The organism is Prevotella aurantiaca, assembly GCF_015262605.1.
Classification (GTDB): Bacteria; Bacteroidota; Bacteroidia; order Bacteroidales; family Bacteroidaceae; genus Prevotella; species Prevotella aurantiaca.
In genome coordinates this window covers 1-14,233 of record NZ_JABZSJ010000063.1, presented here as the reverse complement: position 1 = coordinate 14,233, position 14,233 = coordinate 1, and the positions used below count along the sequence as shown (strand labels likewise).

Annotated in this window: 10 protein-coding genes; 8 read left to right on the top strand and 2 right to left on the bottom strand. The window is 39.9% G+C overall.

Annotated features, from left to right (window positions below):
* Positions 1–310: 310 nt before the first annotated feature.
* Complete coding sequence (locus HXN26_RS09540; protein WP_273160943.1) at positions 311–1,159, bottom strand: hypothetical protein; 849 nt, start codon at positions 1,157–1,159, stop codon at positions 311–313.
* Between the two features lie 70 nt (positions 1,160–1,229).
* Positions 1,230–2,186: an aldose epimerase family protein gene (locus tag HXN26_RS09535; RefSeq protein ID WP_273160941.1), complete on the bottom strand. Its 957-nt coding sequence runs from the start codon at positions 2,184–2,186 to the stop codon at positions 1,230–1,232.
* A 337-nt stretch (positions 2,187–2,523) separates the two neighbouring features.
* Here HXN26_RS09535 and ftcD point away from each other — a divergent pair, with 337 nt between their 5' ends.
* The 8 genes from ftcD (at position 2,524) to HXN26_RS09495 (ending at position 14,029) form a co-directional block, all read left to right on the top strand.
* Positions 2,524–4,227, top strand: a complete 1,704-nt coding sequence (gene ftcD / locus HXN26_RS09530) for a glutamate formimidoyltransferase (RefSeq protein ID WP_273160939.1) — start codon at positions 2,524–2,526, stop codon at positions 4,225–4,227.
* Between the two features lie 13 nt (positions 4,228–4,240).
* Positions 4,241–6,238: a urocanate hydratase gene (locus tag HXN26_RS09525; RefSeq protein WP_273160937.1), complete on the top strand. Its 1,998-nt coding sequence runs from the start codon at positions 4,241–4,243 to the stop codon at positions 6,236–6,238.
* 82 nt (positions 6,239–6,320) lie between these two features.
* On the top strand, positions 6,321–7,796 hold the full coding sequence (gene hutH, locus HXN26_RS09520) for a histidine ammonia-lyase (RefSeq protein WP_273160935.1): 1,476 nt from the start codon (positions 6,321–6,323) through the stop codon (positions 7,794–7,796).
* On the top strand, positions 7,793–9,037 hold the full coding sequence (gene hutI, locus HXN26_RS09515) for an imidazolonepropionase (RefSeq protein ID WP_273160933.1): 1,245 nt from the start codon (positions 7,793–7,795) through the stop codon (positions 9,035–9,037). Before hutH ends, hutI begins: the two co-directional genes overlap by 4 nt.
* Positions 9,038–9,936: 899 nt before the next feature.
* Entirely contained in the window at positions 9,937–10,803 is an 867-nt protein-coding gene (locus HXN26_RS09510) for a tetratricopeptide repeat protein (RefSeq protein ID WP_273160931.1), read from the top strand.
* Between the two features lie 31 nt (positions 10,804–10,834).
* Positions 10,835–11,899, top strand: a complete 1,065-nt coding sequence (locus HXN26_RS09505; protein WP_273160930.1) for a bifunctional 3-deoxy-7-phosphoheptulonate synthase/chorismate mutase type II — start codon at positions 10,835–10,837, stop codon at positions 11,897–11,899.
* Positions 11,900–11,915: 16 nt separating this feature from the next.
* Positions 11,916–12,890, top strand: coding sequence for an endonuclease/exonuclease/phosphatase family protein (locus HXN26_RS09500; protein WP_273160928.1), 975 nt, complete (start codon positions 11,916–11,918; stop codon positions 12,888–12,890).
* Positions 12,891–13,066: 176 nt separating this feature from the next.
* The gene (locus HXN26_RS09495) at positions 13,067–14,029 is read left to right on the top strand and encodes a hypothetical protein (RefSeq protein WP_273160926.1); all 963 of its coding nucleotides are present in this window, start codon (positions 13,067–13,069) and stop codon (positions 14,027–14,029) included.
* The last annotated feature ends 204 nt before the right edge of the window (positions 14,030–14,233 follow it).

Below are 14,233 nucleotides of genomic sequence, written 5' to 3'. Positions count from 1 at the left end.
GTAATTACAAAAAATAAAAATGTAATTACATTTTTATTTTTTGTAATTACGTTTTATGCATTTTATAATAATAAGTTTCAAACGACTTTCATCTTTCTGAATCGTTTAATATATAACTTCACGTCTAATATTTTATTTATAATAATGCCCGTTTTGTATTCCAAAACGGGCATTATTATAAAGTACACAAACTTTATTATCACATACTTTTCGTTGGCAATATAAAGGATTTATTTTGGTTTTTCTTTGTATTCCCTAAAGAATACTCTCCATTACGTCCCTATTAAAACGCTATTTCCCTTTTATATCACTATCTTGTTGCAGGATAACTATATCTGTTAAAATCATAAAAACCGCTACGCTGATTAGGCATATGATCATACTCTACGCTTATCGTGATAGAATTCTGATTATATTTTCCCCACTGATAACTTATACCGCCACCTATTCTGTCCATAAACTTACTGGCTGCCATTCCATAAGCACCACACATATAAGGAGAGTATCCCCATCCTAAATACATTGGAGAAAGTCCTATTCCATAACCACTATATGAACCATACCCAATTGTCCAAGGAAGAAAATTGCCAGAATTAAATGCTTTTTGTACAAATGCGTATGCACTCCAATGTTCGTTGAAACGATAACCAAAAATAGCATTTACACCAGCTGTTGTGTAGTTGGAACCACCATAGGTTACATTATTTATATAACCACCCACTGCTAATGTAGCTTTTTTCGATAGGTTTGTCACATACATCAACGAAATATCTTGAGAAAAACCTGCGCCATGACTATATCCATTACCAAAGTTAGCAAACACGGATGCACTGAGATTTACATTCAAACCTTTATGCAAACGCCATGAAGTCGGACCCCATCCATATCCCCAATAAGGATTATACATATCATTATTTGTAATGGCTTGTCCGTTCTCATCAACAAATGGTAGGTTTCTATCTATTTGTTGTTGTTCTCTTGCTTCAGCCATACGTCTTGCATACTCTTTCTCTGCCTCCGTTGCTTCTCTGGCTCCTTGCAGACGTGAAGAAACTATTGGTGCGACTTTTGTCGTATCAACATTATTATTATAAACATCTTGCGCATGCATTCTTACTCCAAGAAGCAATGCTATTGCTATGATAAAAATCTTCTTCATACAATGCAAAATTAAAATAATGAAACCTAACAGCCAAAGAAATTAATAGAAATTAATCTTTTCTTTGAATTTATTTAGCAGAATGCTCTCTTCTCATTATAAGAGGAGGATCGGTCGTAAAAATAAATACGATTGCTGCATGGAACACTTGTCCTGGGTTGATATTAGCACTTAACTTTTCTTTATGCTCATTGTATCCTGTATGAAGAGGTTGAAAAGATATACCAGAACTATTCTTTCCATAAGAATTTATATGCAAAGTTGGTTCGTATGTATAAACTGTCATAACTCTACCGCTTTGTTCATCAAAAAGTATAGCAGCAGGTTTCTGCACATTAGATGGATGACGTAACTGAAAAGCATGATTATACCCATTTTGTAAGTTGTTAATACGCTCTCCTATCTCTCTTGGTTGAATAAAGTTTAATGGAGTATAACGGACGTTTTCTTGCTCACCTGTTAGTTGCATTTCCTTATCAAATACATTTGTTTTATACGAATCTATCCACAAATGCTGCTTTAAAATAGTACGATTAGGGTCACCTGATAGATTAAAAATAATACCATTAGTAAGTTTATAGCGCGTTGGAGCAGTGGAAGTCATTCTATAATTTACATCAAGAGCATTTTGATCTGACAGAGTATAAGTGACAGAGAAGTTCATTTTGCCATCAAACTCACCATCTTTACTATCTGATATATATCGAAAAGTTACAGCTTGGTGGTCAGCACTAACCACTTCCCATATCTTATCTGCTAATACTGGACTTACTTTTCCATCAAGACTCATCATAGTTGCTCCAAGGGTTGGATTATCCTTATACTCAGATATATGCTGATAACCCTTTATAACTGGTTCTAACCTTCCATTCCAGTTATGCACTTCGAGCTGCATTAAACGTGCGCCATAATTGCTTACTACGGCTTTCATACCTGTATCGTTTTTTAATAAAAAGGTTTGTATATCTTGCGCAGTAATAGCAAGAGGAAAAAGACAAACTAATATGGTAAAATTTAGGTACTTCATTTATTTTGTTTTTAGATGAGTAGACTTATAAAAAGCCACCTATATTATATTGCAAATATAAATTGTTTTTTTGAAAGAAACGATTTTTGTAGGAGAAATAATTTCCAGAATATTATTTTGATATTCAAAGGCTAAAATAAAATAAATAAGAATTTGAACATAGAGTAAGAAGATATTGCTTGTTTCTGCCTAAGAAGAGAACTTTTTATGACATACTGTCGTAAAACATCATTTTTTTGAATAGTTTAAGGATAAATATTTTGTAGTCTGATATGTTATTCTTAATTTTACACCGTAAAGAAATTATGCCTAAAAAATTTAATTTATAATACAAGAAATGGTACAAGAAAAACAAATCATTGAATGTGTTCCTAACATTAGCGAGGGACGTAACAAGGCTATTATTAAGCAAGTAACTGACGAAATTGAACGCGTAAAAGGCGTAAAACTGCTTGATGTAGACCCAGGTGAAGCTACAAACCGTACAGTAATTACTTTTGTTGGTGCTCCTGATGTTGTATTGGAAGCTGCTTTCCAATGCGTAAAGAAGGCTGCACAACTCATTGATATGCGCCAGCATCATGGTGCACACCCACGTATGGGAGCTACCGATGTTTGCCCTTTAATTCCAGTTGCAGGCATTACTCTTGAAGAATGTGCTGAATTGGCACGCAAGCTTGCAGAACGTATCGCTAATGAGTTGCAAGTTCCTTGCTACTGTTACGAAGCTGCTGCAAGAACTCCAGAGCGTCGCAACCTTGCTATTTGTCGTAAAGGCGAATATGAAGGCTTAGCAGAAAGAATGACTGTTGAAACAGAAGCACCTGACTTCGGCGCTCGTGCGTGGGATGAAGGTGTAGCTCGTACAGGTTGTACAGCTGTAGGTGCTCGTGATTTCTTGATTGCTACAAATTTCAACTTAAATACTACTTCTACTCGCCGTGCTAATGCAATTGCATTCGACGTACGCGAAAAGGGACGCCCACAACGTGAAGGTGGTTCACCTGTTGGTAAACCAATGAAAGATGAGAATGGAAAAACCATTATGATTCCAGGTACGTTGAAAGGCACAAAGGCAATCGGTTGGTTCATCGACGAATATGGCATTGCACAAGTTTCAATGAATATTACCGACATAAACGTTACTCCATTACACGTTGCATTCGACGAAGTTTGCCGTTGCGCACAAAACCGTGGTATTCGTGTAACTGGTACAGAAATAGTTGGTTTGATACCAAAACGTACATTAATAGAAGCTGGTAAATACTTCCTGAAAAAACAAAATCGTTCTACAGGTATTCCTGAAGAAGATATTCTGCAGATTGCAATTAAGTCTATGGGATTGGACGATTTGAAAGAATTTAACCCACGCGAAAAGGTTATCGAATATCTCTTGGAAGACGAGAACAAAACTGCAAAACTTATAGACCTTACAGTGAAAGGCTTCGCTGACGAAACATCACGCGAATCACCTGCTCCTGGTGGTGGCACCATCTCTGCTTATATGGGAGCCTTAGGTGCTGCATTGGGCACAATGGTTGCCAACCTCTCAAGCCATAAGGCTGGTTGGGACGACCGTTGGGAAGAATTCAGCAACTGGGCAGACAAAGGTCAGAAGATTCAAGCAGAATTAATGGTACTCGTAGATGAAGATACTGAAGCTTTCAATCGCATTATGGAGGCTTTTGGTCTTCCTAAAAAGACTGATGAAGAGAAAGCTGCTCGTTCAGCTGCCATTCAAGCGGCAACTTTGTTCGCAACACAGGTACCTTTGCACACTATGCAAGCATCATTCAAGGTGTTTGAACTCTGCAAAGCAATGGCCGAAGAAGGCAATCCAAACAGTGTTTCTGATGCAGGTGTAGGTGTACTTGCAGCTCGTGCAGCCGTATTAGGTGCTGGTTTGAACGTTAAGATCAATGCTTCAGGACTAAAGGACCGCGAAACTGCTGACAAACTTGTAGGCGAAGCTAACGAACTCATTAAGAAGGCGAATGAGCTTGAAGCAGAAATTATGAAGATTGTAGAAGAGAAATTATAAAACACCATACAAAATGACTAAAGAACAATTTATAGCAGATATTCGTGCTGGTATTCCTGAAAATCTTCCAACACCTCAGGCATACGACACATCTATTAACCACGCTCCAAAACGTAAGGAAATTCTTACAGCTGAGGAAAAGAAGCTTGCACTTCGCAATGCATTGCGCTATTTCCCAAAGAAGTTCCACGCTACGTTGGCACCGGAGTTCGCTAATGAATTAGAAACGTACGGACGTATTTATATGTATCGATTCCGTCCAACATATGAAATGTACGCTCGTCCTATTGACGAATATCCACACAAGTCTCATCAAGCTGCTGCTATCATGATGATGATACAGAACAACCTTGACAAAGCTGTAGCTCAACACCCTCACGAATTAATTACGTATGGTGGTAATGGTGCTGTATTCCAAAACTGGGCACAATATCGTTTAGTTATGAAATACTTAAGCGAAATGACCGACGAGCAAACTCTCGTTATGTATTCTGGTCATCCACTCGGTCTTTTCCCATCACACAAGAATGCACCACGTGTAGTTGTTACCAATGGTATGGTAATTCCTAATTACTCTAAGCCAGATGATTGGGAACGCGACAACGCACTAGGCGTAAGTCAGTATGGTCAGATGACAGCTGGTTCATATATGTATATTGGTCCACAGGGCATTGTTCACGGAACAACAATTACAGTATTGAATGCTGCACGCAAAGTTGGTGGCGACAATATGAAGTTGTTTGTTACAGCTGGTCTTGGCGGTATGTCAGGCGCACAACCTAAAGCTGGTAACATTGCTGGCGTTGTTAGCGTAACAGCAGAAATCAATCCGTTGGCTGCTCGCAAACGCCATGAGCAAGGTTGGGTAGATGAATTGCATGAAAACCTCGACGAGCTTATTCCTGCAATTCGCAAGGCTGTTGAAGAAAAACGTGTGGTTTCAATGGCATACGTAGGCAACGTGGTAGACCTTTGGGAACGTTTGGCAGAAGAAAATATCCACGTAGACCTTGGTTCTGACCAGACTTCACTCCACAATCCTTGGGCTGGAGGCTACTATCCAGTAGGTGCTTCATTGGAAGAAAGTAACCGTATGATGGCAGAAGAGCCTGAATTGTTCAAGGAAAAAGTACAAGAGTCTTTGCGCCGTCAAGTTGCTGCAATCAACAAACTCACTGCCAACGGTATGTACTTCTTCGATTACGGCAATGCCTTCCTATTGGAGTCAAGCCGTGCAGGTGCTGATATTATGGGTGAAAACGGCAAATTCCGCTATCCATCATACGTTCAAGACATCATGGGACCAATGTTCTTCGACTATGGTTTCGGTCCTTTCCGTTGGGTTTGCTCATCTGGCGACCCTAAAGACTTGGAAACAACCGACCGTATCGCAACAGAAGTTCTCGAAGAAATACGCAAGACTGCAACTCCAGACATTATCGGACAATTGGACGACAATATCCATTGGATTAAGGAAGCAGGCAAGAACAAACTTGTTGTAGGTTCTCAGGCTCGTATCCTTTACGCTGACTCGGAAGGCCGTACAAAGATTGCCTTAGCATTCAACGAAGCTATTAAACGTGGTGAAATTAGCCGTCCTGTAGTTTTGGGTCGCGACCACCACGACGTATCAGGTACCGACTCTCCATTCCGCGAAACAAGCAACATCTACGATGGTTCGCAATTCTGTGCTGATATGGCTGTTCACAATGTTATTGGTGATTCTTTCCGTGGTGCAACATGGGTTTCAATTCATAATGGTGGCGGCGTAGGCTGGGGCGAAGTTATCAATGGCGGCTTCGGTATGGTTATCGATGGTGGTGAAGATTCAGCTCGCCACATTCGTCAGATGCTCCTTTGGGACGTGAATAATGGTATTTCTCGTCGAAGCTGGGCACGCAATAAGGGCTCTATTGACGCCATCAAGCGTGAAATGGAACGTACTCCTGGTTTAACCGTAACACTTCCAAACTTTGTTGATGACGATATTATCAACGAAGCATATAAGTAAAAACAAACGTATTCACAGATAAGGCATATTCTTATCTGTGAATATTCATTTTAAAGAAACAAGTTAACTTTTAAATACAATTATGACACATAAGATAAGTGCAGAACACCTCTCTATTGAAAGAATTGGTGAAATCATTGAAAACAACATTAAACTTGAACTTTCTGACGACGCACGCAACCGCATTGTTCGTTGCCGTGAATACTTGGACAAGAAAATTGAAACATCAGATAAACCTATCTATGGCGTAACAACTGGCTTTGGTTCGTTGTGCAAAATCTCTATCGACAAGCAACAACTCTCTGACCTTCAGAAGAACCTTATGATGTCGCACGCTTGTGGTGTTGGCGACCGCGTTCCCAACGAAATCGTAAAGATTATGTTGCTGCTCAAGATTCAGTCGCTAAGCTACGGCTTCTCAGCTTGCCAATTGGTAACTGTAGAGCGTCTGATAGATTTCTTCAACAACGATATTTACCCTGTTGTTTATATGCAAGGCTCACTCGGTGCATCGGGCGACCTCGTTCCGTTGGCTCACCTATGCTTGCCTCTCTTGGGTATTGGCAGTGTAGAAATGAACGGTGAAGTTATTTCAGGCGAGGAAATGCTGAAGAAGATGAACTGGCAACCTATCCAACTCGTTTCAAAAGAAGGTTTGGCATTGCTCAATGGTACACAGAACATGAACTCATTTGCTGTTTGGTGCTTGCTCCAAGCACAGCGATTGAGCGATTGGGCAGACAAGATTGGTGCAATGTCGCTCGAAGCTTACGATGGTCGTATCGAACCATTCACACACGCCGTACACGCTGTTCGTCCTCACCAAGGACAAATTGAAACAGCTGCTCGTATTCGTGAGTTGCTCGAAGGCAGTGAACTCATTAAACAACCAAAAGTAAACGTGCAAGATCCTTACTCTTTCCGTTGTATGCCACAGGTTCACGGCGCATCAAAAGACACCATACGCTACGTGAAATCTGTAATCGACATTGAAGTAAATGCAGCTACCGACAACCCTACTGTTTGTCCTGACGAAGACCTCGTTATCTCTGCGGGTAACTTCCACGGCGAACCTATCGCACAACCGATGGACTTCCTTGCCATTGCACTTTGCGAACTCAGCAACATTTCAGAGCGTCGTATCTACAAACTCGTATCTGGCACACGCGACCTTCCAAGTTTCTTAGTTGCTAAACCAGGTGTAAATAGTGGTTTCATGATTCCTCAATACACAGCAGCTTCTATCGTTAGCCAGAGCAAGATGTACTGTACACCTGCTTCTGCCGATAGCATTCCTTCTTCACAAGGACAGGAAGACCACGTCAGCATGGGTGCGAACGCAGCTACAAAGCTCTATCAAGTAGTGCTTAATACAGAGCGTGTACTTGCTATTGAGCTTTTTAATGCAGCACAGGCACTCGAATTCCGTCGCCCATTGAAGTCTTCTCCTGCCATCGAAGCTATCTTCGATGCTTATCGTAAGGTTGTGCCATTCGTTGAAAACGACCAATTTATGGCACCACACATTGCTAAGTCAGTAGATTTCCTCCGCAAATGAAACTCTTAGTAACAAATATCGGCATACTGGCAGGCATCGGACACGAAGGTAAAAGATGCCTGCGAGGGGCTGAAATGTCCCAACTAAACACCATTGAAAATGCTTACCTTTATGTAGAAAACGGTCGCATCGTTTCTTACGGTCCACGCATTGACACGCCGCAAGTAGGACGCAGCACATTGGTTGTAGATGCTGAAGGCGGAACCGTTATGCCTTCGTTCTGCGATTCCCACACACACGTTGTTTATGCTGGCAGCCGAGAAGGCGAATTTGTTGATAAAATCCGTGGCTTAAGCTATGCAGAAATTGCAAAACGTGGTGGCGGTATCCTCAATTCTGCCGACCGCCTGCACGAACTTTCGGAAGACGAACTCTACGAACAGGCGATGAAGCGAGTAGACGAGGTTATTCGAAAAGGTACGGGTGCGATGGAAATAAAGAGCGGCTACGGCTTGAATCTCCAAGACGAGCTGAAGATGCTGCGTGTTATTCGTCGCATAAAGGAGACTGCTCCTGTCAAGGTCGTTGCCAACTTCCTCGGTGCGCACGCTGTCGGTCGTGAATATGCTGGTCGCCAAGCCGAATATGTAGACCACATTATCAACGATATGTTGCCTGCCGTGGCGGAGGAAGGACTTGCAGACTTTATAGACGTGTTCTGCGATGAAGGTTTCTTCACTCCAGACGAAACGCGACGCCTGCTCCAAGCGGGTGCAAAATACAGTCTTCGTGGTAAAATTCACGGCGAAGAACTTGCTGTTTCAGGCGGTGTAGAAGTAGGTGTTGAATGCAACGCCCTTTCCGTAGACCACCTTGAAGCGATGGACGACCACGATATAGAACTGCTTAAAGACGCTGAAACTATGCCAACCGCTTTGCCCGGAACATCATTCTTCCTGAATATGCCATTCGCACCAGGCAGAAAGATGATTGACGCAGGACTCCCAATGGCAATTGCTTCCGACTACAACCCAGGTTCTACACCATCGGGCGATATGAAGTTTGTCGTATCATTGGCGTGCATAAAGATGCGTCTGATGCCTGCTGAAGCCATCAATGCAGCAACCATCAACTCAGCTTATGCTATGGGACTGAGCGAAGAGTACGGCTCTATCACCGTAGGTAAGGTAGCCAACTTCTACATTACCGACCCGATTCCGTCAATCGACTTTATCCCTTACGCATACACCACACCTATTATTCGCCAAGTATTTCTTAATGGCGAAGAATATGCGTTATAAACTAATAAGAATCCCACTGCTCACAAACTGAGTCAGTGGGATTTTCTTTTGTATACTTTCCTACTTAAGAAAATAGAAAAACACAGATTTATAAAGCAACCTAACCCTTCATTTTCTATCTCACAACTATATCCTTTTCGTTTTAGAGCAAAACGTTAAAAAAGGTAAGTTTTTCTACTTGGAATGTTAATTCTTAGAGCGCAAAAGAGTGCAAGAAGGCCACTTTTTAAAATAAATTCATTATCTCTCTCAAAAAAGGCTATTATTTACGTGCAATATATAAAACACAGATATTCAGCAAGTAACAAGATAATTGTGTTGTTAGTGTGCAACTTATAATACATTAAACAATCATAAAAAGAGCAGAAAACTTACAAATTTGAACAAAAGTAATAGAATATTTAGGCAAAAGTGATTGAGCAAACTGCAAAAAGCTGGCGAACTTATTATAAAAAGCTCGCCAGCTTTTTATAATAAGTTATTGAGCAATCAATAAAAAGTAGTTGAACTTTATATAAAAAGGTACTGAACAACGTAAGAAAAGCTGGCGAACTATTCTATTTGACCTCAATTTCAAATGTTAACAGACTCGCAAATATTAGTTTTTTTCACAATCAGAAAATTAAGATTTATGTAATCATTCGATTAAAAATTGTTTCAGATTATTCCCAGACATCGGAAAATTTTAAGTCTCTTGTTCCTCAGCTAAAATTAAATTGTGTATCTTTGCAATACCCTATTTTTAGGGTTAAAAAGTATCACTGCTAATATTTTTCTTTCAGAAAGCTCTATATCTAGCAGAGTTGGTAAATTGAAAAAACATATAACTACACAATCATAACGAACGAGTTGAAAACAATGCTTGCTACTTCGTTAAACATAAATAAAATAAAACACGTATGAACTTTTTTCAGAAGCTATTTGGTGGCAAAGAAGAAACCAAAGAAGAAATAAAAGTACAAAACGAAGCAAAAAATTTCGATGTATTGAAATACGATGGCGTTAGAGCCATGAAAACTGGTGAAGTAGAATATGCAATAAGATGTTTCAAACATGCATTGGAGATAAAAGACGACTTGGAAATTCACGACCACCTTTCTATTGTTTATACATCAAAAGGTATGTTCTCGGAAGCTTACGAAGAACTACAAATATTAAGTAAGGCGCAACCCGACAATGTCCAAATATTTATTCGCATGGCTAACATAGCTTTTATGATGGAAAACTATGGCGCAATGGCTACAGCGTGTGAAAAAGCTATTCTCTTAGATTCGGAAAATGCAACAGCTCACTACCTATATGCCGAAGCATGCAAAGGACAAGGCGACGACGTAAACACAATTGCGATGGCAACAAAAGCCATCTCGTTAGACGACAAGCAAGGCAACGCCTATTTGCTACGCGGAGAAACCTATCTACGCACTCAGCAGCTAAGCGAAGCTGAAGCAGATGCTGATTGGTTGTTGGAACACACAGAAGATAACGAAGATGTACTACTATTAAAAGCAAGAATAGAACGAGAAGCCAATCGCAATAATGAGGCAATAGAGTATTTCACAAAAGCTATTGATGCCAACCCATTTTCGTACAATGCATTTAAAGAACGCAGCGAAATGTATTCCTTAATAGGAAACGAGGCGAAAGCAAAAGAAGATGCCGAAAGAGCAGAAGAGCTGAAACCAACAGATGGTAAAGAAAATGCAGAAGAAAACATTGAGAAACAACTTAATGACAAGTATAAACAAATGAATCCGTATGGTTTTTAGTTCAAAAATATAACGAACACATATTATTATAATGGAATTAGATCTACAACCATTAGAACTTCCACATAAAGACAACCAACCCATCATAATAGCAGGTCCCTGCTCTGCTGAAACCGAAGAGCAGGTAATGGATACTGCTCAACAACTTTCAGCTAATGGCTGCAAGATATTCCGAGCAGGTGTTTGGAAACCACGCACCAAACCTGGGTGCTTTGAAGGTAATGGTGAAAAAGCTCTGCCTTGGCTAAAACGGGTGAAAGACGAAACAGGTATGCTTATCGCCACCGAAGTGGCAACACCCGAACACGTGGAGCTGGCTCTGAAATACGATATTGACATACTGTGGATTGGTGCACGAACAACAACCAATCCGTTTGCCATACAAGCCTTATCCGACCTACTATGCGGTGTAAAGAACATTCCAGTCTTGGTGAAAAACCCTGTAAATCCTGACCTTGAACTATGGATTGGTGCACTGCAACGTTTGAATCAGGCAGGTATAAAACGATTGGGCGTTATCCATCGTGGCTTTTCGAGTTACGAAAAAAAAATATACCGCAACTTACCGATGTGGCAAATTCCCATCGAGTTGCATCGTCGCATACCCGACTTGCCAATTATTTGCGACCCAAGCCACATAGGTGGACGGCACGACCTCATTGCACCGCTTTGCCAACAAGGACTCGATTTAGGTGCCGACGGACTAATAATAGAAACCCACTGTAACCCTAACAAAGCTTGGAGCGATGCTGAACAACAAGTAACGCCCAAGAAATTAGACCTTATTCTTTCGCAACTTATCGTGCGCAACAAGCACACTACAAGTGAAGAACTGCATCAACTGCGCTCACAGATAGATGAAATGGACAGTTCGTTGATAAACTTACTTGCCGAACGCTTTAAACTTTGTCGCGAGATTGGCAAGTTTAAAAAGGAGCACAATATGACGGTTTTACAATCGGAACGCTACAATGAAATGTTGGAAAAGTGTGCACAACAAGCAAAAGTTTGTGGAATAGATGCTAAATTTGCTGCTCGCATTCTCGAAATCATACACGAAGAAAGCGTTCGGCAACAGCTAACTATGCTGAACTAACAGCCGATTACCTGCTATGAAACACATATGGTTGCTCATTCTCTTCCTTCTTCCTTGCTTATTAGTGGCACAAGAACGCTTACGCATAGTAGAATGGAACGTAGAAAATTTGTTTGATACAGAACACGATTCTGAGAAAAACGATTTGGAGTTTACACCCAACTCGCCACGCCATTGGACACGCACAAAATATTGGGAGAAGCTGAACAAAGTAGGACAAGGCATTATCTCGTGTGGCGAGGATTCTGCAAGAACTTATCTGCCCGACTTAATAGGATTGTGCGAAGTGGAGAACGACAGCACAATGATTTACCTTACTGAACGTTCTCTACTACGAAAAGCACATTACCAATACATTATGACAGCCTCAAACGATAGGCGTGGCATAGATGTCGCCCTACTCTATTCGCCTTTCACCTTCCGAATAATAAAGGCCGACACCATTCGTATCCCACCATTAAAAGATATGAAACCTACTCGCGACATACTGCACGTAATGGGTGAATTGATTAATGGCGATACACTTCACGTAATTCTCGTACACGCACCAAGTCGTTCAGGTGGTATTGTCTTCTCCGAACCATTTAGAATACACGTTGCCGCGCAGCTTTGCAATACTATTGACTCGATTAAGGCAACTGAAAAGCATGCTAAAATTGTAGCAATGGGCGACTTCAACGATTATGCCGACAACAAATCACTGCAGAATATCTATGAACATGGAATGATAAATATTTCTCGGAATGCAAAAGGAAGAAATGGAGCCAAAGGAACTTATCGCTATCAAGGAGAATGGGGAAGCTTGGACCAAATACTTGTAAGCACTAACTTAGTAGCCAAAGTACAGCAATGCAGAATAAATGATGCTCCTTTTCTACTTGAAGAAGATAAAAAATATGGAGGAGTAAAACCTCACCGTTTCTATAATGGAATGCGCTACAACAGTGGATTTAGTGACCATCTCCCATTGATTTTAGATTTGCTATTATAAGGAGTTTAAGTTATGTAAGTTCTAGAAGAACTGTCTCCGAAATAAAGCCTAAAGACTTTACTTCATTACGACAAGTATAGTATAAATTCAATATAAATATCATGATTATTCGGATTTTCTTTTTGGTATAAAGTAAAAAAATAGTACCTTTGCATATATTAAAGAATCAAAATAATATGAAAAAGACAATTTACACACTATTAACCATTTTAATGGCAGTATGCTTCGTAAGTTGCGAAAAAGCAATTTTAGAAGAAGGAGTAGAAAAAGAACAACAAGGTAAAGGAAAGACGAAAACTATTTCGCTCAGAATAAATGAGGAAATAGCAACTTCTGAATCACCCTTATTCATTAATGTTACCCGTAGTGCGGGAAGAAAGCTGTATGGTATTAATGTATTTGAAAAGAAAGGAAAAAGTACTTCTTATTCTAAATATGCTTATGGTTTATTTGATGATCCATCAAAAATAAGCATTGCCCTAAACGAAAATTGCCATTATCGTTTTGAATGCTTGATAGTAGAAGAAAAAGAAGATGGTATCTATCTTTCTGAAAGTGGATATATGGCACCATTTATAACAACAAAGGAGAATCCAACAAAGCTGAGTAATTCATTCATAAAATCAAGTTCAGAAAACTTAGCACTTCCGCCTAAAGATAAAACGACAATTACTGGTAATAAACAAGTATGGTGCCCTAAACTAATAAAACAATATGGCACATTATCTGATTTTACTCCTAAAACATCAAATATAGTATCTATAAAGGTAAAACGAGCTGTGTTTGGATTGCATTTAACCATTACGCCACCTGAAGAAGGAACAATTGAAGTCAAATATTTAGACGATTATACAGCAACCGTAAATGCTTCTGACCCAGTCTTCGATCATCAAGCTATTTATTCTTTCACACAAACAGACAAAGCAATTGAAGATGATTATAAAGGCGAGTCTCATTTCTTATTAAATTGGACTAAAACCGATGGAACAATAAAATCAGAACAGAAAGTTGTTATTTTAAAGCGTAATGTAATGACAAATATCAAAGTCTCAATGAAAAACCCAAACCCATCAAGTATCGCTATTGAAGAAGAATCAGAAAATATGATAAGTGAAAATGTAGAATGGATTGTTGAATAATAGGCATTATTAAAAAACATTCTACTTGTAATGGAATAAGAGATTATCTAGTTTACCAAATAACCATTTCATTCGTCGTACAATAATAAAAGAGCCACCCTTCTAACACAGGAAGAGTGGCTCTTATATTTTATAAATATGGAAAAATCAGGCGTAATGGACATTTGGTAGGCTGAAAAGCTCACGGATTTTAGTAATGGACAT

Bases quoted from the DNA above. Each gene is read 5' to 3' on its own strand.
- HXN26_RS09540 (WP_273160943.1), bottom strand. From the start codon at position 1,159: ATGAAGAAGATTTTTATCATAGCAATAGCATTGCTTCTTGGAGTAAGA.
- HXN26_RS09535 (WP_273160941.1), bottom strand. From the start codon at position 2,186: ATGAAGTACCTAAATTTTACCATATTAGTTTGTCTTTTTCCTCTTGCT.
- ftcD (WP_273160939.1), top strand. From the start codon at position 2,524: ATGGTACAAGAAAAACAAATCATTGAATGTGTTCCTAACATTAGCGAG.
- HXN26_RS09525 (WP_273160937.1), top strand. From the start codon at position 4,241: ATGACTAAAGAACAATTTATAGCAGATATTCGTGCTGGTATTCCTGAA.
- hutH (WP_273160935.1), top strand. From the start codon at position 6,321: ATGACACATAAGATAAGTGCAGAACACCTCTCTATTGAAAGAATTGGT.
- hutI (WP_273160933.1), top strand. From the start codon at position 7,793: ATGAAACTCTTAGTAACAAATATCGGCATACTGGCAGGCATCGGACAC.
- HXN26_RS09510 (WP_273160931.1), top strand. From the start codon at position 9,937: ATGAACTTTTTTCAGAAGCTATTTGGTGGCAAAGAAGAAACCAAAGAA.
- HXN26_RS09505 (WP_273160930.1), top strand. From the start codon at position 10,835: ATGGAATTAGATCTACAACCATTAGAACTTCCACATAAAGACAACCAA.
- HXN26_RS09500 (WP_273160928.1), top strand. From the start codon at position 11,916: ATGAAACACATATGGTTGCTCATTCTCTTCCTTCTTCCTTGCTTATTA.
- HXN26_RS09495 (WP_273160926.1), top strand. From the start codon at position 13,067: ATGAAAAAGACAATTTACACACTATTAACCATTTTAATGGCAGTATGC.